We start from the raw sequence: 26,347 nt of genomic DNA on the forward strand, positions 1-26,347 counted from the left end.
CCGCACCCGATCAGGCAGTAGCATCCGCTGCATGCCCGCGACGGCCGGCTACCTCCGAAAATGGCTCATCCTCGCCGTCGCCATCGGCGTCATCGCCGGCCTCGGAGCCACGGTGTTCTACCTGGCCTTGGACTACACCGGCGACTTCCTGCTGGGTTACCTCGGCGGCTACGACATCCCCAAGCCGCCCGGCGACGGCGGTGACCCCGGTTCACCCGGATTCGACCGGCCGTGGGCCATCCCGCTGATCACCTGCGGTGGCGCTCTGGTCTCGGCTTGGCTCGTGGCCACATTCGCGCCCGAGGCCGAGGGGCACGGCACCGACAACGCCATCGAAGCGGTACACACGGACCCGCGATCCATCCGGGTCCGCGCGATCGTGGTGAAGACCATCGCCAGCGCGTTGACCATCGGCTCCGGAGGGTCGGGCGGACGCGAGGGACCGGCCGCGCACATCTCGGCCGGCTTCGGATCGCTGCTGGCACGCCGGTTGGACTTGTCCGACGACGACGGCCGCCTGGCGGTGTCCCTCGGTATCGGCTCGGGCATCGGTGCGATCTTCGGCGCCCCACTGGGCGGCGCGGTGCTGGCCGCGTCGATTGTGTACCGCGAGGATTTCGAGTACCGGGTGCTGGTTCCCGGGTTCATCACGTCGGCGTCTGCCTACGCGGTGTACGGGTCGATCCTGGGTTTCGATCCGCTGTTCGGCTCGCTGACCGAGGGCTACCACTTCGATCATGCGCTGGACCTCGGCTGGTTCGTCGCCCTGGGAATCATCGCGGCCTTGGTCGGCTGGCTCTATGCCCGGATCTTCTACGGCACGGTCGCACTCACCGCAGAACTCCCGGGTGGCAAAGTCGTGAAACCCGCCGTCGGCGGCCTTGCCGTCGGCCTGCTGGCGCTGGCCATCCCGCAGGTACTGTCCAGCGGCTACGGCTGGGCTGAAAAAGCCGCGGCCACAGACACTTTGATGACGATCCCGCTGTGGATCGTGCTGCTGATGCCATTGGCGAAGATCGTCGCCACCTCGTTGTCGATCGGCACGGGCGGTTCGGGCGGCATCTTCGGGCCCGGAGTCGTGATCGGCGCGTTCGTCGGCGCCGCACTGTGGCGACTCGGGGAACTCGCCGGCGCTCCCGGGCTTCCCGACAGTCCCGCGGTTTTCGTGGTGGTCGGCATGATGGCCTGCTTCGGCAGTGTCGCCCATGCACCGTTGGCGGTGATGATCATGGTCGCCGAGATGACCGATTCATTCGCGGTCATTCCAGGCGCCATGGTGGCAGTGGGCATCGCCTACCTGTTGATCTCACGGACGAACGTCACGATCTACCGGGCGCAGCGGCTCAACCGGAACAGCGACTGACCGCCGGATCTCGGGTTAGTTTCGTTGCTGCCGCGTAAATTTCATTGTCGAATCGTTTTCGCAACAACGATCCTGCCATCAGCTACTGGCATGACACCCTCCGGATGAACCACATCTACGGAGGAGTTCGCCATGAGTACGCCGACAATGTCACATCGATTGGCAGCTGAGTTCATCGGGACGTTCTGGCTGGTCCTGGGCGGCTGCGGTAGCGCGGTGTTCGCCGCGAAGTTTCTCTCCGACGGCTTCTCGGTAGGGATCGGATTCCTCGGGGTCGCCCTCGCCTTCGGCCTCACCGTGCTGACCGGCGTGTACGCCTTCGGCACCATCTCGGGCGGCCACTTCAATCCGGCGGTCACGCTGGGCGCGGCGCTGGCCCGCCGCGTCGAGTGGGCAGCCGTTGTCCCGTATTGGATTTCGCAGGTGGTCGGCGGTCTGGTGGCCGGCGTGGTGATCTACGTGATCGCCAGCGGAAAGGACGGGTGGTCCGCCACCGGGAACATGGCCGCCAACGGGTACGGCGAGCACTCCCCCGGCGGGTATTCGCTGCTGGCGGTGCTTCTCGCCGAGGTGATCCTCACCGCCGTCTTCCTCCTGGTCATCCTGGGTTCCACCGATGACCGTGCGCCGAAGGGCTTCGCCGGTCTGTCGATCGGGCTCACCCTGACGCTGATCCACCTGATCTCGATCCCGATCTCCAACACCTCGGTCAACCCGGCCCGTTCGACGGCGGTCGCGTTCTTCAACGGCAATGGGGCGCCGGCGCAGCTGTGGGCGTTCTGGCTGGCCCCGCTGGTCGGTGCGGCCATCGCCGGCCTGGCCTACCCGTTGCTGTTCGGAACCGCCGAGGAACTGGCCGACCGCCCCGTCCGCGACGAGGCGCTGGACCGCTAGATCAGGTCAGGTGGTCGAATTCACCACTGACCCAACGAATATGAGTCTCGGCTGACCGGTGCACTACATCCTTGGCGGCGCTGTCTATCTCATCACCGCCAAGGGTGTAGAGCCGGTCGTAGTCGTACTCGTCGAGCCGGTCCACGATTCGCCGCACCACCGCGGCCGACAGCGGCACGTGCTTGGGGAAGTTCCGCTGGAACGACACCCAGTTCCGTGCCAGCCCACCGGAGATGGTGTCGCCGACCAGGAGCGTGCCGTCCGCCGTCAGCGCCACCGCACTTCCCCGCATATGCCCGCCGACGTGGATCAGTCGCAGGCCCGGCAGCGGTTCGGACTGTTCCTTCCACAGCTGGATCAGCGGATCCTGAACCGGAAGCCATTCGGCATCAAGGGCATTCACATATACCGGCACGCCGCCGAACGCCCTGCTCCAACTGAGCTGCGCACCGAACATGTGGGGATGACTGGCCGCGACGGCATCGACACCACCGAGACCGTGGACCAGTCCGATGACCTCGTCGTCCAGGTAACTCGGCGCATCCCACAACAGGTTCCCGTGCGCGGTCTGCACCAGGAAAGACCGGTGCCCGATGGCGAACCGGGGCGCTCTCCGCAGGCTGTGCACGCCGCGGCCATGGTCGACGTGTTCGGTGTGGTGCGGCTGATCCGCCAGCTCGTCCAGCGTGGTCCAGGTGCCGTGCGGCGGGAGGTCACCACGCTCCTCGATCGACACGACCTCCGAGGTCAGCACGCAGCTGCCGGCCGGTTCGGTCTCGGAATCCGGGTGTTCCACACCGCATCCGGTGCATATCCAGGTAGGCATGACACCAGGCTGGCACCTCAACAACGGTTGAGGTCAATTGCCGAAACGGCTAGGCGCTCTTACGCCTCGCCTTACCGGCCGCGCCGCGCTCGGTGGGCGCCCCTTCATGCACCAGCGTGCCGCCGGCGCTCTCCAGGTGAGCCCGGACGAACCACTGGAACTTCTCAAGTTCGGCCGCGTGATCGATGAGGACGTCCTGGGACACCAGGTCGAGTTTCTCCAACCGTTCGATCGCCTTCCGGGTGTCCTCGATAACCCCGGTGTAGACGAGGTCGAGCGCTGCGAGATGGGCCTGCACGGTGTCCCGTCCGACGGAGTAGTCGTCCCAGGTGCGGTCAGCCACGATCGCGCCCGGGGTGCCCTTCGGCGATTTACCCAGTGCGGCAATTCGTTCGGCGACTTCATCGGCGTAGGAGCGCACCAGCGCCACCTGCGGATCGATCATCTCGTGCACTCCGATGAAGTTCGGACCGACGACGTTCCAGTGGATGTGCTTGAGCGTCAGGTGCAGGTCGTTGTAGGTGCTGAGCTGCTTCTGCAGCAACTCGGCGACCTCGCTGCCCTGCTTGTCGGTCAGTCCGGGAATGGTGAACGCGGTCATTGCGGTTCCTTTCGTGTTCACGATCGGTCCCGTCCCGGGTACCCGGCAATCACGCCCGGCAATCACGCCGGCTACAGCGCGCGCAAGTTGAGAATGGCCTGGCGCGCACCGAAGCGCGGATTGTGCGCCAGCCCACTGGCTTCCAGTAACCGCACAGCACGCTGTCGGTGTGGGCGCAGCGGTTCCAGTAGCTCGATCATGGCCGCGTCGTCGATCGGATGGCCCAGCAGGCTGCGGCCCACCACTGTGGACAGGTGATAGTCCCCCACCGACAGCGCGTCGGCATCCCCGAATGCGCGCTGCACAGTCTCGGCCGCCGTCCATTCGCCGACACCGGGCAGTGACCGCAGCCCGGTCACGGCCCGTTCGGCGGTCAACCGCTCGAGAGCATCGGCGCGTTGCGCACACCCGACGATCGTGCGGGCGCGGCCCGGATCCACGTTGGCCCGGTGGAACTCCCACGACGGGATCCGCCGCCACACCTCCGCGGTCGGCGGCACCCGCATGCCGGTCGGCGCAGGCCCGGGTGCCGGGGCGCCGTACTTCGTGACCAGCCGCCGCCAGGCTCGCCAGGCATCCATGCCCGAGACCCGCTGCTCGATGATCGCGGGCACCAGTGCCTCAAGGACCCGGCCGCTGCGCCCCAGACGCAGATGCGGCACCCGCCGGTGCGCCTCGGCGATCGTCGGCTCGACCGGGTCGAAGCCGCCGGCGTCGTCCTCGGCGCCCACCAGCGCCGCGAATCCGTCCAGGAACTCCGCGGCACCCGGGCCCCACGCCTCGCAGTCCACGGTGCCGACGGCCGACTTGGTGATCCGCGCGGTGACCGGACCGGTGGCCATCGCGCTGGTGCGCCAGATCGCACCGTCAGCGCTGATCCGGTTGGACGGGTCACCGCTGCCACGCCGCCACGGAGCCAGCGTCAGGCCCGGGCTGGCCGGGCCCTCGAATACGACGCTGGTTGAGGGCACCGCACCAGATTAGGCCAGGGCGATGACCGCCTTGTCGGGATAGAACGCCAGGTGGCCGGCGATTTCGGCGACGGCCGGATACGGGTCCTCATAGGTCCAGACCGCGTCGGTGACCCCGCCGACGTCGTAGTAGTTCGCTTCGCCCTTGTACGGGCAATAGGTGGTGTTGGCACTGCGGGTCAGCGTCTCGAACACCACGTCGGTGCGCGGAATGTATTGCACCGCGGGGTAGGTCGACTCCTGCAGGGTCAGGGCATCGTCGGTCTGCGCGACGATCGCGCCGCCGATCGTGACGGTGACCCGACGCCCGGTCGGCGTGATGGTGATGGGGTGGGTGGCGCTGGGCTGCAGCACCTGGCGCTCTGTCATACGGATCACAACGTCGCGACCACCGCGACGGATTCCCGGGCAGACTGGAGCGATGGCAACTTTGCAGAAAGCCCGGCTGGGCGCACTCGAAGTGGCGCGGATCGGCCTGGGCACGATGGGCATGTCCTTCGCGTACGGCAGCGCGGGCCGCGACGACGCCGAGTCGATCCGGACCATTCATCGGGCCATCGACCTGGGCGTCACCCTCATCGACACCGCCGAGGTGTACGGCCCGTACGTGAACGAGGAGTTGGTGGGCCGGGCCCTGCGGGGCCGACGCGATCAGGTCGTGCTCGCCACCAAGTTCGGGATGATCTCCCACACCGGACGCGACGGCGCGGACAGCACCCCGGACAACATCCGCGCCGCGGTAGAAGGGTCATTGCGGCGGCTGGGCACCGATCACATCGATCTCTACTACCAACATCGGCTCGACCGGTCCACGCCGATCGAGGAGACCATCGGTGTGCTCGCCGAGCTGGTCGCCGAGGGCAAGGTGCGCCACATCGGGTTGTCCGAGGTCGGCGTCGAGACCATCCGGCGCGCCCATGCGGTCCACCCGATCACCGCACTGCAATCGGAGTACTCGCTGTTCACGCGTGATCCGGAAGACGGGATCCTTGATGTGCTGCGCGCGAACGGCATCGGCTTCGTGGCCTACTCGCCGCTCGGCCGTGGGTTCCTCACCGGGCAGATCCGATCCGTCGACGATCTGGCCGACGACGACACCCGCCGGGACAACCCCCGGTTCTCCGGCGAGAATTTCGCCGCGAATCTGCGTCTGGCCGACGAGGTGCGGGCCGTTGCCGACGCCTCGGGTGTGACGCCGGGGCAGGTCGCACTCGCCTGGCTGCTGTCCCGCGGCCCCGATATCGTGCCGATCCCCGGCACCAAACGGATCGAGCGGTTGGAGGAGAACCTTGCCGCCGATGCCGTGACGCTGAGCGCTGATCAGTTGGCCAGCCTGGACAACCTCGCCCCGGCCGCCGGCGACCATCACACCGAGGCCCAGATGCGGATGATCGACCGCTAGCCCGGGACTACGATCAGCCGCATGACAGCGCCCGTGAAAGCCACCGTGTCCATCGCTGCCGATCCGGCAGCGGTGTACGCACTGATCACCGACCTGCCCACGCTGGCCTCACTCGCCGAGGAGGCTCATGCGATGGAGTGGCAGAAGGGCAGCTCCGCCACCCCCGGTTCGGTTTTCAAGGGCCACAACCGCAATGGCTCCAAGGCCTGGAGCACCACCTGCACGGTCACCGATGCCGAGCCGGGCAAGGCGTTCGCCTTCGACGTGAAGTCGTTGGTGTTCCCGGTCGCGCACTGGCGCTACGACATCGTGGCCTCCGATGGCGGCTGCACCGTGACGGAATCCACCTGGGACCGTCGCGCGGGCTGGTTCAAGAAGGTGGCGGGTCTGGCCACCGGGGTATCCGACCGCGACGGCGCCAACGCTGAGCACATCCAGCTCACCCTGCAGCGGTTGAAGGAACGCGCCGAGGGGTAATGCGACCAGCCGCCTCAGAACGGTGGGGGTGGTCCGTGTTCTTCGGCGAGCCAGGCTTGGTAGGCGCGTTCGACTTCGATGTCGTGGTTGAGTTCGGCGCGCAGGAATCGTTCTTCGGTGATGCGGTCTTGGCGGTCTTCTTCGCGGGTGCGTGAGCGTTTGGGCATCTTCACCCCGCGGTTCGGGCTGGGAGCTTCGGGTTCGGGAAGGTTCAGGTCGCCGGTCGGGGAGCCGAGGGTGGGGAACATGGCGGCGCCGTGGGGTTCGGTGACATGGGTGTGGCCGGTGGGTGTGGTGATTTCGACTGTGCCGTCGGGTAATTGACGATCCGACCAGCCCGCGCAGAACGTTTTCAGCAGGTGATGGGCGCGGCAGTACAGCTTGGTGTTGGACGGGTGGGTCGGGCCCAGCGGGTAGGGCACGGTGTGGTCGATATCGCAGCGTTGCACGGGGGCGTCACAGCCGGGGAATCGGCAGGTCAGATCGCGCCAGCGGATGAACTCCGACAGCGCCACCGAGGGCCGATACCCCGGCTCGGAGCCCTCAGGGGCGGCGGAGGCGCTGGGTTGAGCAGACTCGTCGGATTCGGCCGGCTCAGATAAGTCAGCCGACTCGCCGGGCTCAGCCGACTCGCCGGGCTCAGCCGACTCGCCGGGTTCGGTTGGCGCGCTGGTCTCTCTCGACACGCCGGAGTCGGTCGCCCCAAGCGGTTCAGGCTCTTCGCTGGCCGTGCCGGGATCGGTCGGCGCGCTGGATGCGCTCGGCACCCGCACCGGCTTGAGCCGGGCTCTGCCAGCCAGCTCACGCACACGATCGGCGGGCAGGATGCCGTACCCGGGTAGATATCCCGGATGGTTCGAGGTGCCATCGAGGGTGGCTTGTTCGGCCAGCACATGCACCACCGCCGCATCAGCGGCCGCCCGCTTTTGCGCCGCCGGGCAATCCTCACGACCGCACCGGCAGGCCAGTTGGCCCTCCAACCGGGCCAGTGGCCCGATCGCATCGGCACGCCGCCGCTCCCGGCTGCGCGGATCATGCTCACACACCGTGTCCGCCAACGCATCCAGGCGTTGATCCAACGCCGCCCCGTCCTCAGCATCAACATTCGCCACGATGATGGCCTGACCCGGACTGCCCGGATCCACCTGCACAAACCGATCCTGAGCCACATCCGGCGGTATCCGCACCCCATTCGGATCCACTGTGGCGATCCGGTGATCGATCCGTTCCCGCAGTTGTTTTTCCGACAACCGCATCCACTGAGGCGCCCGGCCGGCCAACTCCGCATCCAGCGCGGCCCACACCGACGGGTCGGTGGTCTCGGTGCGGGCGATGATCATCCGCACCACCCGATAATCGATCTCCCCCACCGCAAACCGGGCCGCCACCAGCGGCAGCTTGTCGCGCAACACCCGGGCATGATGCACCTGGGTGCCGCCGCGGCCCCGGCTGATCCGCATCGCCGCCGACACCTCCGCCGAAACCTCGTCGAACGGATCGGTGCGCCAGTAAATACTGTCGGCCAGCTCCTGTTCACGCAGGCTGTCCAACGCCCCGACCGCGGCCAACCGGGCCGCGATCGCCACCGACTCGGCCCGCGTGGCAGCACTGATCCGCTCGATCAGCTCCACATCAGACACGACCTCGGTGTCGAACATACATTCGAGTATGCCACTACCCACCGACATGCCGGGCCCTCCCGAACATGTCGTACCTCGGGAGGAACGTCACGGCCAAGTACCAACGAAAGGGGCACCTGATGTGCTGGATCTGCGATCACCCCGAGGCAACCAGACAGGACTATCTCGACCTTCTGCGGGACCAGACTTTCGAGCGGGGCTGGGCGGTGCAATACGTCGAGCACGGCCGCAGCCCATTCGGCTACACCATCGGGCTCAGCGAGGCCGGGCTGCCCGAGTTGCTGATCACCGGCCTGGAGCCGCTGATCACGTGGAGGCTGCTGAACACACTGGCGGAATACATGGTGGACGTGACCGAACCTGCTCCCGGCGACACCATCTCGCTGCCCGATGACTGGTTCGCCGAGTTCGTCGAAGTCGGCGAGCCCACCGCCCATCTCGGCTTCGCAGTGGAGTTGTGCGGTCACGCTATCCGCGCGCTGCAGGTCGTCTGGTACGACCGGCACGGCCACTCCCCCTGGTGTTCCGAATTCAACCGAGGCGGTCCCCGCCAACCTGTCCTCGGCGTGCGGGGACCACGCGAAACTGCTTGAACACCCTTCTTTCTGCCATGAGTCGATCAATTACTGCCAACGGAAATTGTTGCTCTGAGCTCTCGGTTTACACAGACATAACCGGAAGGAAGAAGCAGAAAATGAAGAAGTTCGGATTCGCCGTCGTCGCCGCAAGCGGTTTGAGCGCAGCGGTCCTCGGCCTGGCCGCACCGGCCCTGGCCGCCGAGCCCGCTCACGCGGCAGCCCCCAGCTCCGTCACCATCTCCGCGGGTGTCGACCACCTGGACTGGCTGAATCAGATCCAACCCAGGGCCAACGCGCCCAAGGTGGATACCACCGTGCGCCACAGCGGCGTTCGCTGACATCGACAGCCGAAAGAGGGGCAGCCAGAAAAGGCTGCCCCTCTTCGCTTTTCGCCTACAACCCTCAGAACGCGTACCGGTGATACTGCGCCATGTACCGCGTCACGGGGACCGGCTTCATGATGGCCAGCATCAACCGGTAGTACCAGGGCAGCGTATTGAACACCTGGTCTTCGAACGGTGAGTTCCAGGCCAGCAGGCGGGTACCCGGCACCGCGCGCAGGATGTCCTCGGGCTTGTTGATGGCCCAGTGCAGTTTGGCCCCGGACCGGCGCACCACGGTGTTGCTCCATTGCGCTTTGATGCCGAGACTGTTGAACGCATCGAATTGCAGTTCGCCGGAAGGAAATCCGTCGACGATGCGACGCAGCAGCGCCACCCCGTCGTGCTCGGTGAGGTACATCGTCAGCCCCTCGCCGATCATCAGGGTCGGCCGGTCGGCGGGGATGTCACGCAGCCAGGCCGGGTCGGTCACGGACGCGGCCACCACGTGGTAGTGCTCGGCGGTCGGGTACAGCTGCTCCCGCAGGTGCGCGACGTCGGGGTAATCGATGTCATACCACTCGACTCCAGGACCGGGCTCCAGGCGGAAGTACCGGCCGTCGAGCCCGCACCCGAGATGCAGCACCACAGCTTCCGGGTGCACCGCCAGGAACTGGCGGGCCCAGCGATCGAAGTGGGCGCTGCGGGTGGTCACCGATGGCGCCTTCGCCTCGGTGATGGAGGTGCGGCTCCAGTCATAGTCGATACGGTCGGCGATCTCCTTGGCCAGCTTGTCGCCGAGGATCGGGTTGGGCAGCCCGGCGTCGAGCGCCTTGGCGTAGAAGGTGGCCAGCATGGTCTGCGGCGCACCGGAAAGGTCGACTTTCAGCTTGTCGGTCATATCGCCAGGTTAGGCCGGAATACGCTTGCCGCCCAGTGGCTTAACGCTGCACGGCGTGGTGTTCAGCTGCCATTGCGGGCGCGTTTGGCGGCGCGCAGGCCCACCCAGAACTTGGCCGCCTCGGCGATCGATTCCTCGACCGGCCTTGGCTGCCAACCGAGTTCACGCACAGCCTTGGAGTGATCGAGCTCGGCTTCGGCCCGCATGAGCCGCAGGGATTCCAGCGACAACCGCTCATCGGTGCCGCGCAGCTTGCCCTTGACGGTGCCCGCCGCGGCCAGCGCGTAGGACACCGGCAGCGGAATCGACCGCTGGACCGGTGCGACACCGGCGGCCTCGGCGGCCAGCCGCGCCACCTCGGCGTTGCTGATCATCTTCTCCGAGATCAGGTAGCGCTCGCCCGGAGTTCCCCGGTCGGCGGCCAGGAGCATCGCCTTGGCCGCGTCGTCGATTCCGACGGCTTCCAGGTCGATTCCGCTCATGACGAACGGCAGTTTGCCGAATGCCGCGCCTGCGATGATCGCGCCGTGCGGGGTCCGTCCCCAGTCGCCACTGCCGTAGGTGGTGGACACGCACATCGCGACGGCGGGCAGGCCGCGCTCACGTGCGTATTGCAGCACCAATTCTTCGGCCTGTACCCGTGAGCGCACGTAGGGCGTCACCTTCGACACGTCGACGATGTCGGCCTCGGTGGACCGCTTGCCGCGCTTGCGCCCGACCGTGACGTAACTGCTGGTGTAGACGAACTTTCGCAGCTCGGGGAATTCCAGCGCCACGTCCAGCACATTGCGGGTGCCCTCGACGTTGGTGCGGAACAGCGGCGCCGGGTCGCGCAACCAGCCGCGGGGATCGACGACGCAGTGGTAGACGACGTCGCACCCGGTCATCGCTTCGCGCAGGGCCGCCTTGTCGAAGACGTCGCCATGAACCCGGGTGACGTCGAGGTCGTCGATCCCGATCGTGTTGGCATTCGGCCGCACCATCGCCCGGATCTCGGAGCCGCCATCAGCGGCGACCAATTGCCGCAGCACATGCGAGCCCAGAAATCCGTTGGCCCCGATGACCAGTTTGGCGCTCACGCACTAGCCCCCGAACTTCTTCAGCCACGCCTCGGCCTCGTCGGTCAGGGTCCCGAGTTCGGCGGCCTTGCGGCACCACTTGCGGGCCGCGGAGGCGAATCGCAGGGGGTTGTAGACGTCCTCCTGACGGGACCACAGGCCATCGCCGGCGTAGGTCAGGATCGAGATGTTGGTGGCGGTGATGATGGTGCCGTCGCCCGGGTCGCGCATCGGGTTGTCCAGTTCGCAGATGATGCGTCCGGTGGGCTCGTCGATCACCGACCACAGCGACGGGAACGACGTCATATAGCTGCCAGGGAAGGTCGTCATGGTCTTCCAGATCCAGGGCCGCACCTGCTCGCGGCCTTTCATGGTGCCCACGGCGTGCTCGATGTAGTCGACGTCGACGGTGTAGTGGTCGGCCCACACGTCCCAGTTCTTGGTCTGTGCGGCCCGGTCGACGGTCTGCTCGAACTTTTCAAAGGCAGCGGCGAGTTCCTCGCGGCTGAAAGACCTGCTCGTCACCCCAAAACTAGAACACGTTCTACCAGGCTTTGTCGAGACCCGTCAGTGCGCGGCCAGCACCTGCCGGGAACCCAGCGGTGCCTGCAGGGCCACCTCGGCGGTGCCGTGCACCGCGAGGGCGATACACATCCGGCCGACGGACTCCGGTGGTGTCCCGCCGCGAAGGTCGATCGTGACGGCATCGGCGGTCTCCTGGGTGACGAGGTGCACCCCGAAGCAGTCCGGGGTTCCCGCGGTGAAGTTGACCAGCAGGCGGTCCGCGTCGCGGCTGAAGGACTCGATCGAGGTCAGGTGGGGATCCACGATCGCGGGGTTGTCGGCGAACAGGGTCCGCGCCGGATCCCGGGGCACCTCCGGCACCGCGACCACGTCGGGTTCAGCCGCTGCGGTGGGACATCCGGCCAGCAGGAGTAAACCGGCGAGGGCTGCGGTTGCAACTTGACGCATGACCACCACGGTAACCACGGAGCACAATGGGGCACATGGGTAACTATTCGACTGCGATCCTGGCGGGCGGCTGCTTCTGGGGCATGCAGGACCTCATCCGCAAACAGCCCGGCGTGATCTCGACCCGCGTCGGTTACACCGGCGGGCGCAACGACCACCCGACGTATCGCAACCATCCGGGCCACGCGGAGGCCGTCGAGATCGTCTACGACCCGGCGCAGACGGATTTCCGCGCGCTGCTGGAGTTCTTCTTCCAGATCCACGATCCATCCACCAAGGACCGGCAGGGCAACGACGTGGGCACGAGCTACCGCTCGGCGATCTTCTACCTCGACGACGAGCAGAAGCGCGTGGCGCTGGACACCATCGCCGATGTGGACGCGTCGGGACTGTGGCCCGGCAAGGTGGTCACCGAGGTGACCGCGGCGAGCGATTTCTGGGAGGCCGAGCCCGAGCACCAGGACTACCTGGTGCACTACCCGAACGGGTACACCTGCCACTTCCCGCGCGCGGGCTGGAAGCTGCCCAAGCGCCAGACCACCGGATAGCCGGTCAGACCCCCAGCGGCGTGGCGCGACGGTGTACGACGATGCGCCCGCCCGCCGCGGGGGTGTAGGCCACCCCTCGGGAGTGCACCTTCTCTCCCGGCGCGGTGGTGGTGGCGATGGTGAAGTGGCGCAACACCGTTCGGAGTACCACGTCCATCTCCACGTTGGCGAACACCGCTCCGACGCAGCGCCGGGTGCCGCCCCCGTACGGGAGCCAGCCCAGGCCGGGGCGATTGCCCACGAATCGCTGCGGGTCGAACCGGTCCGGGTCGGCGAACTCGCGCTCCGCCTCCTGGATCTGCGAGATCGCCACGATCACCGAGTGGCCGCGGGGAATCTCCCACTCCCCCAGCCGGATTGACGGTGCATAGACGTGACGGCCGGCAAAGTCGATGACGGTGCGGTTGCGCTGCACCTCCAGGATGGTGGCCTGACGGTATTCGTTGCCGTCGGTGGCGGCCTCGGCGACCAGGTCGGACAGCACCTGCGGGTGACGACTGATCCGCTCGAACGCCCACCCGAGGGTCGATGCCGTGGTCTCGTGCCCGGCGGCCAGCAGGGTCAGTAGCTCGTCGCCGATGTCCTTGCGGGACATGGCCGATCCGTCCTCGTAGGTGCTGCGCAGCAGCAGCGCGAGGATGTCGTCGCGCTGGTCGAACTCGGGGTCCGCCTCGACCTTGTCGATGAGCCGGTTGATGACGGCGTCGTACTGCTCGCGGTACCGGGCCAACCTGCCCCACGGGCTGAACCGGCCGTAGGTCCGGCTCGGGGTGGGCACCACCACCAGCCGGGAGCCGAGGGTGACCCACGGAGGGATGATGCGGCGCAGCTCGTCGAGCTGTTCGCCGTCCGCGCCGAACACCGCGCGCAGGATCGCGTTCAGGGTGATCCGCATCATCGGTTCGAGGGTCTCGAACTCGCGACCCTCCGGCCAGTTCGCGGTTTCCCGCAGCGTCTCCTCTTCGAAGATCTGCTCGTAGTTCTTGATGCTCTTGCCGTGGAACGGTGGGGTGAGCAGCTTGCGGCGGCGCCGGTGATCAGTGCCGTCGAGGGCGAACACCGATCCCGACCCGAGGATGCGGCTCAAGTTGGGCTGGATGTTGCCGACGTCGTCGGTGTTCGCGATGAAGAGCTGTTTGGCCAGCTGGGCGTCGGCGACGATCACGGTGGGGCCGAAGATCGGGAGCTTCAGGCTGAAGACATTTCCCTGCCGGCGGGTGATCTGTTTGACCACCCAACGCCGGGCCACCGCGAATCCGATGGCCTGCAACGGCTTCGGCACCCGCGCGGGCGGCGGGGTCCGGCCCGGCGCGGCGCTCGCGGTGGACTTCTCGGTGGTCTTCTCAGCTGCTGCCAGCTCGGTCATACCATCTCCAGCCAGTTCTGGTACCGCGCGGTACCAATGAGTTATGAGGTACGGTACTCCCAGGTACCAGGCAAAGCAAGGGGGTCAGCCACGATGACCTACCGGCTGCGATTGCTCGACGGACTTGCCGCGGCGATCAACGACAAGGGCTACCGCGAGAGCACGGTGGCCGACATCGTTCGCCACGCCCGCACCTCCAAGCGCACGTTCTACGACCAATTCGGCACGAAAGAGGACGGGTTCCTCGAGCTGTTGCGCGCCAACAACGCCGCACTCGTCGACGGCATCCAGGCCGCCGTCGATCCCGATGCACCCTGGCGGGATCAGATCGGCCAGGCCGTCGGTGCCTACGTGGACCACATCGCATCTGCTCCGGCGATCACCCTGAGCTGGATCCGCGAACTGCCCGCACTCGGCAGCCGGGCCCGCCCGCTGCAGCGCGAAGCCCTGCGTGATCTGACCGATCTGCTGATCGAACTCAGCGGCAGTGCCGGATTCCGGAATGCCGGCCTGCCCCGGCTCACCGAGCCGATGGCGATCATCCTGCTGGGCGGGCTACGCGAATTGACCGCGCTGATCGTCGAGGACGGCCGCGACATCCACGAGATCTACGGGCCCGCGGTGGCTGCTTCGACGGCGATCCTGGGCGGGCCGGCCGACACACCTCACGCGACGTAGCTGACCTTGTAGGTCCCGCGGGCGTTGTACACCAACTGGCCGTCGACCTTGATCGTGAACGCTTCGGTGAACTGTTCGTCGACATCGCCCGGTGAGAACGGCGGCCCCTGGCGCGAGAGTTTCACCGTGATCTTGCTGCCGGCGTAGTCCAGGCAGTCGATGGCATCCCCGCTGATCTCCCAGTCGACCGGCTGGCCCTCCACCGGCGGCCCGACTCCGATGGAGCAGAACTCCAACGGGTCCTGATCATCGTCATGAGCGATCGTGCCGAGCAGAATCTCGTTGGGCGCGTTGGTGATACCGATCTTGACGTTGGGGTGCACCGTGGTGCCACTGCCGACCGAGATCTGGTTCTGGTGATCACCCCACTGCTTCGGCAGCTGGTCTCCCGCGCCGAACCAGAACCAGCAGTCGCAGTCGCCGTCGAAGGGGCCGTCGCTGTCGTCGATCATCTGGACGTCGGCGAAGTTCACGTCGACGCGGCGGGTCAGGGTTTTGAAACTGCCGGTCCGTACCGACTCATGGCCGTTCTCCCGGGCCCGCACCACGTAGTGATACGTCGTACCCGGGTTCAGGTTCGCCAGCGGCGGCGTCCAGCTGTCCGTCGGCAGCACCGCGCCGTTGGATGCCGTGACATCGTTCGGATTGCCCCAGGTGCCATCGGGTCCCGGGGCTGCGGTGCCCGCCTCGAGGGTGAGCACCGCCTTCTGGTTGGTCTTGATCGTGAATTGCGCCCAGCCGCCGTGAGGTTGAACCTCGACCCCGGTGATGCACTGGAATACGCAGCCGGTGTCGATCTCCGGCTTGTCGGTGGTGATGGTGACCGGGGCGCCCAGCGGCCGACCGCCCAGCGTCTGTCGGAGTTGGACGACATACGTCTTGCCGTAGGCGACGGTCAGCGGTTCGGTGCCCTGGCCCGACGCCACACCCCCGACGATCCGGTCCGGCATCGGCGCACCGTCCTCGGTGACCGACAGATTGGCGACCTGGAACGGGTCCAGCTTCCAGGTCAACGTGATGTCTTTCGACGGAAAATGCGGGAAGGCGATCAACACCGGGTTCTCACTCGCGGTCACCTCCGGCGTGACCGCGTGGGCCGGTACCGCGAACCCGGGCAGGAGCAGGCCGAAAGCCACTGCGAGGCCGAGCAATCTACATTTCACGTCAGGAACGTACGAACATCGGCACCGGGCGGCTGGAGTAGTGGACTACCCCATTTCCGCTGGCCGGCAGGAGGTCAGCTGAACAACAACCGCGCTGACTTCTCCAACCGGCGTGAGATGCCGGCGTAGTTCTCGTAACCCATGCCCGCCCACACCAGGGTGCCGGTGTAGAGCAGCTCCAGCGCCTCGATCACGTCCAGGTCCACATCGGGTCCGAGGGCCGCAACGAGGCGGCCCCGGATGTCCGCGCCGATACGCTGCCGCAGCACGTCGACGTCGGGATCCTTGCCGAGCAGTGCGTTGGTCACCGCCCCGGCGAACTCTGGTTCGCCGGCCAACAGCGACGCGATGTGCTGCAAGACCTCGACCACCCGGGTAGCCGGGTCGGCCGATTCGTGCGCGGCAGGCGGGGCGGCCGAGAGCCTGCGCCAGAACACCTCGGCCACGAGGTGTTCTTTGGAGGAGAAGTAGGTGTAGGCCGTCGCCGCGCCGACGCCGGCTTCGGCGGCCACCCGGCGCACGGTCAGCCCGGCGAATCCGTCTCGGCTGATCAGCTGTAATGCCGCATTACCCAGGCGTTCGACCGTATCGGCCTGCCGTGCACTCAGACGGCGGCGCGTCGACTCCAGGGCCGTCTCGGACACGTGTCCGGACGCTACTACAACAGCCGCTGCCCAGCAACGGTAGGTTGGGCAGTCATGAGCACCGCTGACACCGCCCTGCCGCCCCGCGCCGAGCGCCTGTTCGCCCTTGCCGAGCAGGTCACCGGCTTCATGCCGGCCGATGAAGGCCGCGCCCTCTACGACGCCGGCCTGCGCTACCTCGGTGGCGGGGTCGGGGTCGAGATCGGCACCTACTGCGGCAAGTCGACGGTGATGCTGGGCGCGGCCGCGCAGGAGACGGGCTCGGTGCTCTACACCGTCGACCATCACCACGGCTCAGAGGAGCATCAGGCCGGCTGGGAGTACCACGACACCACGATGGTCGACCCCGTGACCGGACTATTCGACACGCTGCCCACGATGCGGCACACCCTGGATGCGGCCGGCCTGGACGAGCATGTGGTGGCCGTGGTCGGGAGGTCACCGGTGGTGGCCCGCGGATGGCGAATGCCGTTGCGGCTGTTGTTCATCGACGGTGGCCACACCGAGGAGGCCGCCCAGCGTGATTTCGACGGCTGGGCCCGCTGGGTCGAGGTGGGCGGCGCGCTGATCATCCACGACGTGTTCCCCGACCCCAACGACGGCGGCCAGGCCCCGTTCCACATCTACCAGCGGGCGCTGGCGACCGGCGCCTTCGACGAGGTCACCGTGATGGGTTCCATGCGGGTCCTGGAGCGGACCTCCGGCGAGCCGGGGCAGCTGGACTAACGGTCCCCGGCTTTCCCGCCGACGCACTCGCAGTCGTACTCACCCTCCAGGCCGCGCGGCAGTCCGACGCCCCGGAAGATTCCGCTGGCCGCGGAGGTCTGCGACAGCGCGTCGGCGGCCAGGACCATGGCCGCTCCGGTCCAGGTGGTGCGTTCCTCGGGCCAGCGCTTGCCGTCGGCGAAAACCAGTCCGGTCCAATAAGACCCGTCGTCCTCGCGTAGATGCTGCATGGCCGCGAACTGCTCGTGGGCGCGCCGGGTGTCACCGATCGCATCCAGGGCCATCACCAGTTCGCAGGTCTCGGCACCGGTCACCCAGGGCCGGTGATCGACGCACCGGATGCCCAACCCGGGCACCACGAAGTCGTCCCACCGGTCGTCGATCCGGGCCTGGGCCGCCGCCCCGCGCAGGGCGCCGCCGAGCACCGGGTAGTACCACTCCATCGCATGAGTGTCCTTGGCGGAGAATGCCTCTGGATGCGCGGCGATGGCGTGGCCGAGCCGCCCGACGGCGACCTCCCATTCCGGCTGGGGATCGTCGAGGTAGTCGGCGAGCGCCAGCCCACACCGGATGCTGTGGTACACACTGGCGCAGCCGGTCAGCAGCGCTTCCTCAACCGGGCCGGCGGGGCTTGCGGCCCAGTAGATCTCGCCGCCGGAGGCCTGCAGGCCGAGCACGAAGTCGAGCGCGCGGGTCACCACGGGCCACATCGATTCGGCGAAGGACCGGTCCCCGGTGATCAGCACGTGGTGCCAGACGCCCGTGGCCACATAGGCGCAGAAATTGCTGTCGCTGTTGGCGTCCTCGATGACACCGTTGCGGAGCTGGATGGGCCAGGAGCCGTCGGCGCGCTGCACGGTGCGGCACCAGTCGAACGCGGCGCGGGCCGGTTCGATCAGTCCGGCCACGGTCAGCGCCATGGCGTTCTCCACGTGGTCCCACGGGTCGGTGTGGCCGCCGTCGAACCACGGCAGCGCCCCCGAGGTTTCCTGGGTCGCAGCGATCGATCGCGCCGTCTGCAGGCAGTCTTCTGGTGTCACAACTCCGGGCACACCGGGGATCTCAGGCACTCGCACCGCGCGGGCCTACCCGTTGAATTCCGGTTTGTGGAAGTAGAGTGCCACGCTCTTGCCGATCACGGGGTTCAGCAGCGACTCGGCCGTGCGGGTCACCCAGGGCCGACCCATCATGTCCCACACCAGCAGCTGGTGATAGGCCTTGACCGCGAAGTGGTCGTTCTTCTCGGTACCGACAAGGCATTTCAGCCACCAGTACGGCGAGTGCAGCGCATGCTCGTGGTGCGTGTGGGTGAGGGTGAGCCCGTGCGCCAGAACCTTGTCGCGCAGCTCGTCGGCCTTGTAGATGCGGATGTGCCCGCCCTCGTTGGCGTGGTACTCGTCCGACAGCAGCCAACAGAGCTTCTCCGGAAGCCAGCGCGGCACCGTGATGGCGAGCGCGCCACCGGGTTTGAGGACCCGCACGAGTTCAGAGATGGCCCTGTCGTCCTGAGGGACGTGCTCCAGGATCTCCGAGGCGATCACGCAGTCGAAGCTGGCGTCGGGGTAGGGCAGGTCGAGTGCGTCACCCTTGACGGCCTCACCCTTGGCCGACAGCGGAACCTCACCCGCTTCCCGCATCGCCTGCAGCATCGTGTCGACGTCGTTGAGGTCGGAGGCGCTCTGATCGAAGCCGACCACGGCCGCTCCGCGCCGGTAGGCCTCGAACGTGTGCCGGCCGGCGCCACAGCCGACGTCGATCACCGTGGTGCCCGGCCCGACACCGAGGCGGTCGAAATCGACGGTCAGCATGAAGTCACCTTTCCTTCTCCTGCTCGGCGCGTGCGCGTCCCAACCCGCTCGCGGGCCATCTCGTACACCGATACCGTCTGCGCGGCAACGGATTCCCAACTGAACACATCCAGGGCCCGCTGGCGTCCCGCGGCACCGAGCTTGCGGCGCTCCAACGGCGAGTCGAGCAGTTCACCGAGCACCGCGGTCAGCTCGTCGACGTCGGCGGGGCGCACGAGGCGGGCGCAGGATCCGTCGTCGCCGACCACCTCGGGCAGTGCACCCGCGCGGCTCGCCACGATCGGGGTGCCGCTGGCCATGGCTTCCACGGCGGGCAGCGAGAAGCCCTCGTACAGCGACGGGATGCAGGCCACCTCGGCGGAGGCCAGCAATGCGGCCAGCTCCTCGTCGCTCAGCCCGCTGGAGCTGTGCACGATGTCGGAGATGCCGAGCTCGGCGATGAGTTTCTCGGTCGGCCCGTTCGGTTCCAGCTTGGACACCAACTGCACGTCGAGGTCGCGGGACACCCGCAGCCGGGCCACCGCATGGAGCAGATGGCTGACGCCCTTGAGCGGGACATCGGCGCTGGCGATCGCGATGATGCGTCCGCTCACCCGGTGGGCGCTGGGCTTGAACAGTTCGGTGTCCACGCCCAGCGGCACGATGTGCAGCTGATCCGGCGTCACCCCGAAGTCCTCGGCGATATCGGCGGCGGAGGACGACGACACGGTGAGCAGCTCGGGGATCCTGCGGGCCACCCTCTTCTGCATCTCGGCGAACCCGTACCACCGCCGCACCAGCGGCTTGCGCCACCATTTGGCGGCGGCGATCTCGACCACCCGGTCGCGGGTGATCGGGTGGTGCACGGTGGCCACGACCGGCAGGCCGAGGCCGGCGATCTTCAGCAGCGCCGAGCCGAGGCTCTGGTTGTCGTGGACCACGTCGAACTCGTCGCGACGGTCGGCCAGAATCCGGGCGACCCGCATGGTGAACGTCCGAGGCTCCGGGAAACCCGCGCTCCACATGGTGGCCAGTTCCAGCGCGTCGATGCCGTCGCGGATCTCGCTGGGCCGGGGCACGCGGAACGGGTCCGGTTCGCGGTAGAGATCGAGGCTGGGGACCTTGGTCAGCTTGACCCGCGGATCGAGTCCCTCGGGGTAGGGCTGGCCGGAGAACACCTCGACGTCATGGCCGAGCTCGGCGAGCCCGCGGCTCAGATAGCGCACGTAGACGCCCTGGCCACCGCAATGAGTCTTGCTCCGATAGGACAGCAACGCGATACGCATAATCAGATCACCCGACGGCTGGAAACGTGCTGAGCTGGGAATACACGCTCACGCGTCGACTCCGAACCCTCTGGACATGTGTCCAGACTATAGTTTGACCTGCTAGCCAACGCAACGCGTCGGCCTGCGCCTACGCCGGAGGGAACCCACCCGTGGCGACGGGGCCCCAACTCACCGGCGTGATCCGGATCAGGCACTTGCCCTGGTCCGCCATCGCCTGCCGGTACTCCTCCCAATCGGGGTGTTCACCCGCGACCGCGCGGAAGTAGTCGACCAGCGGCTCCACCGCATCCGGCAGTCCGATCACCTCGGCATCACCGTCGACTTGCACGTATGGTCCGTTGAACTCCTCGGACAGCACGGTCACGCTGGCGCGGGGCGTGCGCCGGAGGTTGGCGGCCTTCGCCCGCTGCGGGTAGCTCGCGATCACGATGCGGCCCTGATCGTCCACGCCGCCCGTCACCGGTGAGGTCTGCAGCGAGCCGTCGGCGCGAAACGTGGTGAGCACCATGTGGTGTCGCGGTCGCACGAAGTCCAGGAGTTCGTCGATACCCACTCTGTCAGCGGTCGCATACTTTCTGGCCATGCTTCGACGGTAGGACAAAGACGAACGGCCGTGGGAAACCCAGTCCGGTCAGCCTGGCACCCCGCACGGCCTCGATCCCGATCGGCAGCACTGTGCCCGACGACGGTTCGTAGCACTCCAGAACGTCCTGGCCGGTACCGACGATCAACACCCAGTGCCGCGGGATGCCGCGCTCACCGATCAGCATGGCCACCGGCCAGCCCTGGTCGACGGCGCTCCGGACATCCGACAACGCGTCGCGGGCGCCGCGGTAGCGCCGCCACCGGTACGTCACCCCGCGTTTCGCACTGTGGCCGGTCAGCGCACGGGCCATGCCCGCGGGCGTGGTGCCGAGCCGCCGGGGCCAGATCCTGTTGACGGCAGCGTGAATTCGGCCCTGTTCGGCGACGAACCAGGTATCGCCGTCAGCGTGCAGCAACTCCGCGCGATACGTGTGATCCAGGATGGCGCCCGCCACCACCGCGACCGTCGGGCCACAGGTGACCCCGTCGCGCTGCCGCAGCCGTAAGGCCGCCAATCTTGCTGGCTTCACACAGATCCGGTCATTGCATCGATCAATTTCTGCCATCGGAACTAAAGCGCTTGAGCTGCCGGTTCTTACCGGTACATGGCAGCGTAAGCGACTATCGGAAGTAAGGACACTCCAGTGCGAAACACCATCGGAAACTCTCGGATCGTCGCCGCGGCGCTGGGCGTTGCGGTGGCGGCGATCATCGGTTCGGCCGGGGTGGCCTCGGCGGCGCCCAACGGGCCCAGCAACGCCGAGCAGACCATCAGAAACCTGCAGTCCCAGGGCTACACGGTGATCGTCAACCGCCTCGGCTCGTCGCCGCTGGATCAGGCCTCCGTCGTCGCGGTACGCCCCGGGCCGAACTTCAGCCGCACCGACCCCCTGAGCGCCGTCACCCAACGGACCGTGTACGTCGACGTCAAGTAGCAGACAGCCACTGCCATCGGAGTCGATAATGACCCGATGGCAGTGAAAATGGATGAACTGCTGGGCAGCAAGCTGAATGCCCTGCGATACCAGCCCACTGCCAAACGAATTCGGACCTGCCTGGGCGGTGAGCCGGTCGTCGACACCGCTGCGGCCCTTCTGATCTGGGAGCCGCGGCGGGTGGTGCCGACGTACGCGGTGCCGCGCTCGGCATTGACGGCGCAACTCGTTCCGGCCGGCGGGGACGTGGGCGACGACGAGATCCCGGGCTTCCTGGACCCATCGGTGCCGTTCACCGCGCACACGTGCCCCGGGACGTCGTTCGACGTGATCGCCGGGGACGAGACCGGGGCCGCCGCGGCGTTCCAGCCGGACGACCCGGAGCTGGCGGATTACGTGATCCTGGACTTCGCGACGTTCGAATGGCGCGAGGAGGACGAGCCGATCGTCGCCCACCCGCACGATCCGTTCCACCGCATCGACGTCCGGCGTAGCCGTCGACGGGTCCGCGTCGAACTCGACGGCAAAGTGCTGGCCGAATCCTGCAGTCCCATGCTGCTATTCGAGACGGGACTACCGACCCGCCACTACCTTCCCCGCGAAGACGTGACCGCCGTTCTCGATGTCAGCAACACCGTCACGTACTGCGCGTACAAAGGCCGGGCCACCTACTACTCACTGCCCGGCGGACCGGCCGATATCGCCTGGGCGTACCACGAACCGCTGATCGAGGCCGTGCCGGTCCGCGACCACATCTGCTTCTACGACGACCGGGTCGATGTCTTCGTAAGCTGACGGAAGACCTGTTTGGAGCACCCCGGTTCTGGCAACATCAGTCACCGACACCACAGTCGGCTGACCGGAGGTCATGATGGGCTCATCGGATGTCACGCTCACCGCGGCCGCCGGCACGGAAGGCGGTGGTGCCGCCCTCGATCAGGTGATCGGCATGTCGGTGGTCGCCCTGATCGTCACGGTCGCCCTCCTGTGGATCGGCTACCTGCACCGCAACCGGCGCATCACCTGGCTCAACAACTTCGCCGAATGGCTGGGCCGCAAGTTCCACCGGCCACCTTGGGTCGCGTTGCAGGTCTTTCTGTTCACCGCGACCATCATCTGCGCGCTGTTCGGTTTCATCTGGGACGTCAGCCTGCACATCGGCAAGGGACGTGACGCCGGTCCGCTGGCCAACCCCGCGCACTACTTCATCCTGATCGGACTGTTCCTGCTGTTCATCGCCGGCTCGATGGCCATCGTGCTGCCCTACGACAAACCCGGCCCGGCCGCCATCCGGATCACCCGCACCTGGTACGCCCCGGTGGGCGGTGTGCTGATGGCACTGTGCGGGCTGTACGCCCTCATCGGCTTCCCACTCGACGATATCTGGCACCGCATCTTCGGCCAGGACGTCACCCTCTGGGGCCCAACGCATTTGATGCTCATCGGCGGTGCGGGGTTGTCTCTGATCGCGGTGCTGCTGCTGGAACACGAGGGCCGGGTGGCGATGGGCCCGGACGGTATGGCTGAAGACAGCAAGTTCAACAAGTTCCTCTACTTCCTGTCCTTCGGCGGCCTGTTCATCGGGCTCTCGGTGTTCCAGATCGAATACGACTTCGGTGTCGAACAGTTCCGCTTGGTGCTGCAGCCGATGATGATCGCCGCCGCGGCGGCCTTTGCCGCGGTCGCGGCCCGCCTCGTGCTCGGCCCGGGTGCGGCGTTGATCGCCGCCGGGTTCGCGATCGCCCTGCGCGGGGCCGTCGCGTTCATCGTCGGCCCGGTTCTCGGTGCGCCGACGAGTTGGTTCGCGCTCTACCTCGGCCCGGCGCTGGTGGTCGAACTCCTCGCCCTGACCCCGCTTGCCAAGCGACCCATTCTGTTTGGCGCCGTCGCCGGGCTCGGCGTCGGAACCGTCGGGCTGTGGCTGGAATCGTTGTGGATCGGCGCGGTCTACCACTATCCATGGCCGACCAGCATGTGGGGCGAGGCGTTGGCCATGGCTGTCCCCGTGGCCGTCGCGATGGGTCTGTGCGGTGCGCTGCTGGCACTGGTGCTCACCGGCCGGCCGCTGCCCCGGCCCGCGGTGGGGATCTCCATCGTGGTGCTCACCGTCCTGGTGATCGGCGGCGCCGTGACCAACGGGCTGCGCACCGAGGTTCCGCAAAATGCCAGTGCCACCATCACTTTGACGGACCTACCGGCTGACAACGGGCACCGCATGGCGTCCGCCGATGTGCAGATCACCCCGGCCGGTCTGATCGGAGACAACCCGGAGTGGGTGTCGATCCTGGCGTGGCAGGGCGGCCTGGCCAACCATCGCGGTCTGATCATCGACCGATTGGAGAAGGTGGGCCCGGGGCACTACCGCTCGACGCAGCCCATCCCGGTTTCGGGCAGTTGGAAGACCTTGTTGCGAGTACAGGACGGCACCACGATGGCCGGTGTGCCGATCTTCCTGCCCGCGGATCCGGGGATCGGTGCCACCGAGACGCCGGCACTGACCTCGAGCACCCGCGAGTTCGTGCAGGAGATCACGATCCTGCAGCGCGAACGCAACCTCAATCACCCGTCCTGGCTGTACACCGTGGCTTCTCTGGTGGTCCTGGTGTGCACGCTGATCCTGATCGCCGGGCTGACCTGGGGCGCGGGCCGGATCAACGCCAGAGAGCTGGCCGCGGGCCGTGAACCCGCCGAGCGCACATGACGGATCCGATCCAGTTCCAGGCCGACCACACGTTGCTGTTGGCGTTGCCGGCCTTCGCGCCGGCGCTCGTCGTGGTCGGCGTGGTGGTGTACATCGCGATGCGGGACCGCCGCGGCGGGCCGCGTAATGACGACAGCGCGCCGCAAGACGACGCTCAAGATGAAGGTGTCGACCTCTCAGGCGAAGATGGTTCACCGTGATCAACCTCAAAAGCAGTGTCATCGTCCTGGCGTCCGCTCTCGCCCTGGTGACGGCCGGGTGCGGCGGCTCCGGCGAGACTCAGAAGACCGACGGCGCAGCCGGTTCGGCCACCCCTTCGGCGACCACGGTCAACCCGTCGGACATGACCAATCAACAGCAGGCGCCGGCCCGGCTGCTGATCGACGTGACCATCAAGGCCGGTGAGGTGACCCCGACCAACAAGCCGCTGCAGGGCAAGGTCGGTGAACCGATCGTGGTTCGGGTGAACAGCGATGCGGCAGACGAACTGCACGTGCACTCCAACCCCGAGCACACCTTCAAGATCGAGCCGCGGAACGGCCAGCAGTTCCAGTTCACGGTCGGCGTTCCCGGCACCGTCGACATCGAGCTGCATCAGCTGAACCGCACCATCGCCAGCGTGCAAGTGCAGCAGTGACGCCCGCGTCGACCGCCCTGCTGGCCCACGGTCTGGGCGGTTCGACCGATCTCCCCATCCCCTACACCTACGCGCTGATCGGCGCGGCTTGGACGCTGACGTTCACCTTCGCGGTGGTGGCGCTGGCCTGGCGGCAGCCCCGGTTCGATCCGGACAAGCCGGGCCTGCCCCTGCCGCCGTGGGTGACGACGACCCTGGACTCCGCAGTGACGCGCTGGGGGGTGGGCCTGCTGTCGCTGGCTTTTGCCGGTTGGGTGGCCTACACCGGCTTCGCCCGGCCTGCCGCCGTCAACCCGCTGCCGGGCGTCTTCTATGTACTGCTGTGGGTGGGGCTGGTCGCGGTCTCGGTGCTGTTCGGCCCGGTGTGGCGGCTGATCTCCCCGGTCCGCGCGGCGTACCGGTTCCTGCCCGTGCCGAGCCGGTGGTCCTATCCAGAACGGCTCGGATACTGGCCGGCCGCGGTCGGACTGTTCGCGTTCGTGTGGCTGGAGCTGGCCAGTCCCGACCCGGGATCCGTTGCAGCCATCCGTATCTGGTTGCTGGCGTACCTGGTGGTGACGTTCGCCGGCGCGGTGTGCTGCGGGCAGCGGTGGCTGGAGAGCGCCGATCCCTTCGAGGTCTACAGCACCGTCGTGTCGAAGCTGTCGCCGCTGCGCCGCCACGACGGGCGGATGGTGCTGGGCAACCCGTTCGATCACCTGCCGTCGGTGCCGGTGCGGCCGGGGCTCGTCGCCGTGCTGTCGGTGTTGTTGGGCTCCACCGCATTCGACAGCTTCTCGGCGATGCCCCAGTGGCGCAACTTCGTCGACGCGCATTCGGGATCGCCGCTGGGCGCGTGCCTGATCCGGACCGCTGGCCTGCTGGTGTTCGCCGCCACGGTGGCGGTCACGTTCTGGGCCGCCACCCGCACCACCGGCGGAGTGGATCGCCGGCTGCGACGCGAATTACCCGGACTGATGGCGCATTCCCTGATCCCGATCGTCGTCGGCTACGTGTTCGCGCACTACCTGTCCTACTTGGTGGAGCGGGGTCAGCAGGCCGTGATCCTGCTGTTCGGGCTCCATGACGTGCAGGTCAGCTATGTCCTTTCCGTCCACCCGACGCTGCTGGCCACCCTCAAGGTCGGATTCGTGCTGGCGGGTCACGTCGCCGGCGTGATCGCGGCCCACGACCGGGCCCTGCGCCTGCTGCCGAGGCAACACCAGCTCACCGGCCAGCTCGCGACGATGCTGGTGATGGTCGGCTACACCTTCACCGGGCTGTATCTGCTGTTCGGCGGGTAGCG

Annotated in this window: 32 protein-coding genes; 15 read left to right on the top strand and 17 right to left on the bottom strand. The window is 67.3% G+C overall.

Annotated elements, in window-relative coordinates:
• Nucleotides 1-31: 31 nt before the first annotated feature.
• Together G6N57_RS04875 and aqpZ are read left to right on the top strand one after the other, a co-directional pair.
• Nucleotides 32-1,363 (top strand): chloride channel protein, encoded by a 1,332-nt coding sequence (locus tag G6N57_RS04875; RefSeq protein ID WP_077739527.1) that lies wholly within the window; start codon nt 32-34, stop codon nt 1,361-1,363.
• A gap of 132 nt (nt 1,364-1,495) precedes the next feature.
• A complete protein-coding gene (gene aqpZ, locus G6N57_RS04880) occupies nt 1,496-2,257 on the top strand; it encodes an aquaporin Z (protein ID WP_036443230.1) in 762 nt (253 codons plus the stop codon).
• Nucleotide 2,258: 1 nt separating this feature from the next.
• Here aqpZ and G6N57_RS04885 read toward each other — a convergent pair whose 3' ends face one another.
• The 4 genes from G6N57_RS04885 to G6N57_RS04900 form a co-directional block, all read right to left on the bottom strand.
• Complete coding sequence (locus tag G6N57_RS04885) at nt 2,259-3,083, bottom strand: MBL fold metallo-hydrolase (RefSeq protein ID WP_174814456.1); 825 nt, start codon at nt 3,081-3,083, stop codon at nt 2,259-2,261.
• A gap of 49 nt (nt 3,084-3,132) precedes the next feature.
• Nucleotides 3,133-3,684: a Dps family protein gene (locus tag G6N57_RS04890; RefSeq protein ID WP_077739528.1), complete on the bottom strand. Its 552-nt coding sequence runs from the start codon at nt 3,682-3,684 to the stop codon at nt 3,133-3,135.
• A gap of 71 nt (nt 3,685-3,755) precedes the next feature.
• Entirely contained in the window at nt 3,756-4,655 is a 900-nt protein-coding gene (locus G6N57_RS04895; RefSeq protein ID WP_097926507.1) for a DNA-3-methyladenine glycosylase family protein, read from the bottom strand.
• A gap of 9 nt (nt 4,656-4,664) precedes the next feature.
• The gene (locus tag G6N57_RS04900; RefSeq protein WP_077739530.1) at nt 4,665-5,024 is read right to left on the bottom strand and encodes a DUF427 domain-containing protein; all 360 of its coding nucleotides are present in this window, start codon (nt 5,022-5,024) and stop codon (nt 4,665-4,667) included.
• 61 nt (nt 5,025-5,085) lie between these two features.
• On the opposite strand from G6N57_RS04900, the gene G6N57_RS04905 reads away from it, so the two are divergent.
• Together G6N57_RS04905 and G6N57_RS04910 are read left to right on the top strand one after the other, a co-directional pair.
• Nucleotides 5,086-6,057 carry an aldo/keto reductase gene (locus G6N57_RS04905; RefSeq protein ID WP_077741762.1) on the top strand — a complete coding sequence of 324 codons (972 nt, stop codon included), beginning with the start codon at nt 5,086-5,088 and terminating at the stop codon, nt 6,055-6,057.
• A 21-nt stretch (nt 6,058-6,078) separates the two neighbouring features.
• Nucleotides 6,079-6,534 carry an SRPBCC family protein gene (locus tag G6N57_RS04910; protein ID WP_077739531.1) on the top strand — a complete coding sequence of 152 codons (456 nt, stop codon included), beginning with the start codon at nt 6,079-6,081 and terminating at the stop codon, nt 6,532-6,534.
• A gap of 14 nt (nt 6,535-6,548) precedes the next feature.
• Here G6N57_RS04910 and G6N57_RS31960 read toward each other — a convergent pair whose 3' ends face one another.
• On the bottom strand, nt 6,549-8,192 hold the full coding sequence (locus G6N57_RS31960; protein ID WP_077739532.1) for an HNH endonuclease signature motif containing protein: 1,644 nt from the start codon (nt 8,190-8,192) through the stop codon (nt 6,549-6,551).
• A 47-nt stretch (nt 8,193-8,239) separates the two neighbouring features.
• Between G6N57_RS31960 and G6N57_RS04925 the strand changes: the two genes are divergently transcribed.
• Complete coding sequence (locus G6N57_RS04925) at nt 8,240-8,767, top strand: DUF4262 domain-containing protein (RefSeq protein WP_234815887.1); 528 nt, start codon at nt 8,240-8,242, stop codon at nt 8,765-8,767.
• A gap of 101 nt (nt 8,768-8,868) precedes the next feature.
• A complete protein-coding gene (locus tag G6N57_RS04930; RefSeq protein ID WP_077739533.1) occupies nt 8,869-9,090 on the top strand; it encodes a hypothetical protein in 222 nt (73 codons plus the stop codon).
• Between the two features lie 64 nt (nt 9,091-9,154).
• Here G6N57_RS04930 and G6N57_RS04935 read toward each other — a convergent pair whose 3' ends face one another.
• The 4 genes from G6N57_RS04935 to G6N57_RS04950 all read right to left on the bottom strand — a co-directional run bounded on the left by G6N57_RS04935 (nt 9,155) and on the right by G6N57_RS04950 (nt 12,003).
• Complete coding sequence (locus tag G6N57_RS04935; RefSeq protein ID WP_077739534.1) at nt 9,155-9,973, bottom strand: class I SAM-dependent methyltransferase; 819 nt, start codon at nt 9,971-9,973, stop codon at nt 9,155-9,157.
• 62 nt (nt 9,974-10,035) lie between these two features.
• The gene (locus tag G6N57_RS04940) at nt 10,036-11,052 is read right to left on the bottom strand and encodes an NAD-dependent epimerase/dehydratase family protein (RefSeq protein WP_077739535.1); all 1,017 of its coding nucleotides are present in this window, start codon (nt 11,050-11,052) and stop codon (nt 10,036-10,038) included.
• A 3-nt stretch (nt 11,053-11,055) separates the two neighbouring features.
• Complete coding sequence (locus tag G6N57_RS04945) at nt 11,056-11,556, bottom strand: nuclear transport factor 2-like protein (protein WP_077739536.1); 501 nt, start codon at nt 11,554-11,556, stop codon at nt 11,056-11,058.
• Nucleotides 11,557-11,598: 42 nt separating this feature from the next.
• Nucleotides 11,599-12,003 carry a hypothetical protein gene (locus G6N57_RS04950; protein WP_234815888.1) on the bottom strand — a complete coding sequence of 135 codons (405 nt, stop codon included), beginning with the start codon at nt 12,001-12,003 and terminating at the stop codon, nt 11,599-11,601.
• Nucleotides 12,004-12,038: 35 nt separating this feature from the next.
• On the opposite strand from G6N57_RS04950, the gene msrA reads away from it, so the two are divergent.
• Nucleotides 12,039-12,551, top strand: a complete 513-nt coding sequence (gene msrA / locus G6N57_RS04955; protein ID WP_036443260.1) for a peptide-methionine (S)-S-oxide reductase MsrA — start codon at nt 12,039-12,041, stop codon at nt 12,549-12,551.
• A gap of 4 nt (nt 12,552-12,555) precedes the next feature.
• On the opposite strand, the gene G6N57_RS04960 is transcribed toward msrA, so the two are convergent.
• Nucleotides 12,556-13,917, bottom strand: coding sequence for a cytochrome P450 (locus G6N57_RS04960; RefSeq protein WP_077739537.1), 1,362 nt, complete (start codon nt 13,915-13,917; stop codon nt 12,556-12,558).
• Nucleotides 13,918-14,010: 93 nt separating this feature from the next.
• Between G6N57_RS04960 and G6N57_RS04965 the strand changes: the two genes are divergently transcribed.
• On the top strand, nt 14,011-14,595 hold the full coding sequence (locus G6N57_RS04965) for a TetR/AcrR family transcriptional regulator (RefSeq protein ID WP_097926496.1): 585 nt from the start codon (nt 14,011-14,013) through the stop codon (nt 14,593-14,595).
• On the opposite strand, the gene G6N57_RS04970 is transcribed toward G6N57_RS04965, so the two are convergent.
• Both G6N57_RS04970 and G6N57_RS04975 read right to left on the bottom strand, forming a co-directional pair.
• Nucleotides 14,583-15,758, bottom strand: coding sequence for a fibronectin type III domain-containing protein (locus tag G6N57_RS04970; protein WP_133118399.1), 1,176 nt, complete (start codon nt 15,756-15,758; stop codon nt 14,583-14,585). The two genes, G6N57_RS04965 and G6N57_RS04970, sit on opposite strands and share 13 nt — an antisense overlap.
• A gap of 74 nt (nt 15,759-15,832) precedes the next feature.
• Nucleotides 15,833-16,402, bottom strand: coding sequence for a TetR/AcrR family transcriptional regulator (locus G6N57_RS04975; RefSeq protein WP_077739540.1), 570 nt, complete (start codon nt 16,400-16,402; stop codon nt 15,833-15,835).
• Between the two features lie 54 nt (nt 16,403-16,456).
• Here G6N57_RS04975 and G6N57_RS04980 point away from each other — a divergent pair, with 54 nt between their 5' ends.
• Entirely contained in the window at nt 16,457-17,128 is a 672-nt protein-coding gene (locus G6N57_RS04980) for a class I SAM-dependent methyltransferase (protein WP_077739541.1), read from the top strand.
• On the opposite strand, the gene G6N57_RS04985 is transcribed toward G6N57_RS04980, so the two are convergent.
• From G6N57_RS04985 to G6N57_RS05005, 5 genes are all read right to left on the bottom strand, one after another.
• Nucleotides 17,125-18,204 carry an MMP endo-(1,4)-3-O-methyl-alpha-D-mannosidase gene (locus tag G6N57_RS04985; protein WP_407665964.1) on the bottom strand — a complete coding sequence of 360 codons (1,080 nt, stop codon included), beginning with the start codon at nt 18,202-18,204 and terminating at the stop codon, nt 17,125-17,127. The two genes, G6N57_RS04980 and G6N57_RS04985, sit on opposite strands and share 4 nt — an antisense overlap.
• 9 nt (nt 18,205-18,213) lie before the next feature.
• Nucleotides 18,214-18,936 (bottom strand): class I SAM-dependent methyltransferase, encoded by a 723-nt coding sequence (locus tag G6N57_RS04990; protein ID WP_077739542.1) that lies wholly within the window; start codon nt 18,934-18,936, stop codon nt 18,214-18,216.
• Nucleotides 18,930-20,201 carry an MMP alpha-(1->4)-mannosyltransferase gene (locus G6N57_RS04995; protein ID WP_077739543.1) on the bottom strand — a complete coding sequence of 424 codons (1,272 nt, stop codon included), beginning with the start codon at nt 20,199-20,201 and terminating at the stop codon, nt 18,930-18,932. The genes G6N57_RS04990 and G6N57_RS04995 overlap by 7 nt, the downstream gene beginning before the upstream one ends.
• Before the next feature lie 130 nt (nt 20,202-20,331).
• On the bottom strand, nt 20,332-20,787 hold the full coding sequence (locus tag G6N57_RS05000; RefSeq protein ID WP_077739544.1) for a PPOX class F420-dependent oxidoreductase: 456 nt from the start codon (nt 20,785-20,787) through the stop codon (nt 20,332-20,334).
• Complete coding sequence (locus G6N57_RS05005; RefSeq protein WP_077739545.1) at nt 20,762-21,319, bottom strand: cysteine peptidase family C39 domain-containing protein; 558 nt, start codon at nt 21,317-21,319, stop codon at nt 20,762-20,764. The genes G6N57_RS05000 and G6N57_RS05005 overlap by 26 nt, the downstream gene beginning before the upstream one ends.
• Before the next feature lie 141 nt (nt 21,320-21,460).
• Here G6N57_RS05005 and G6N57_RS05010 point away from each other — a divergent pair, with 141 nt between their 5' ends.
• The 6 genes from G6N57_RS05010 to G6N57_RS05035 all read left to right on the top strand — a co-directional run bounded on the left by G6N57_RS05010 (nt 21,461) and on the right by G6N57_RS05035 (nt 26,345).
• The gene (locus G6N57_RS05010; protein WP_097926502.1) at nt 21,461-21,724 is read left to right on the top strand and encodes a hypothetical protein; all 264 of its coding nucleotides are present in this window, start codon (nt 21,461-21,463) and stop codon (nt 21,722-21,724) included.
• A 36-nt stretch (nt 21,725-21,760) separates the two neighbouring features.
• Nucleotides 21,761-22,519 carry a DUF427 domain-containing protein gene (locus G6N57_RS05015; protein WP_077739546.1) on the top strand — a complete coding sequence of 253 codons (759 nt, stop codon included), beginning with the start codon at nt 21,761-21,763 and terminating at the stop codon, nt 22,517-22,519.
• 76 nt (nt 22,520-22,595) lie between these two features.
• Nucleotides 22,596-24,425: a hypothetical protein gene (locus G6N57_RS05020; RefSeq protein ID WP_165777812.1), complete on the top strand. Its 1,830-nt coding sequence runs from the start codon at nt 22,596-22,598 to the stop codon at nt 24,423-24,425.
• Nucleotides 24,422-24,625: a hypothetical protein gene (locus G6N57_RS05025; protein ID WP_077739547.1), complete on the top strand. Its 204-nt coding sequence runs from the start codon at nt 24,422-24,424 to the stop codon at nt 24,623-24,625. Before G6N57_RS05020 ends, G6N57_RS05025 begins: the two co-directional genes overlap by 4 nt.
• A complete protein-coding gene (locus tag G6N57_RS05030) occupies nt 24,622-25,062 on the top strand; it encodes a hypothetical protein (RefSeq protein WP_077739548.1) in 441 nt (146 codons plus the stop codon). The genes G6N57_RS05025 and G6N57_RS05030 overlap by 4 nt, the downstream gene beginning before the upstream one ends.
• A complete protein-coding gene (locus tag G6N57_RS05035; RefSeq protein WP_077739549.1) occupies nt 25,059-26,345 on the top strand; it encodes a hypothetical protein in 1,287 nt (428 codons plus the stop codon). The genes G6N57_RS05030 and G6N57_RS05035 overlap by 4 nt, the downstream gene beginning before the upstream one ends.
• The last annotated feature ends 2 nt before the right edge of the window (nt 26,346-26,347 follow it).

The organism is Mycolicibacterium boenickei, assembly GCF_010731295.1.
Classification (GTDB): domain Bacteria; phylum Actinomycetota; class Actinomycetes; order Mycobacteriales; family Mycobacteriaceae; genus Mycobacterium; species Mycobacterium boenickei.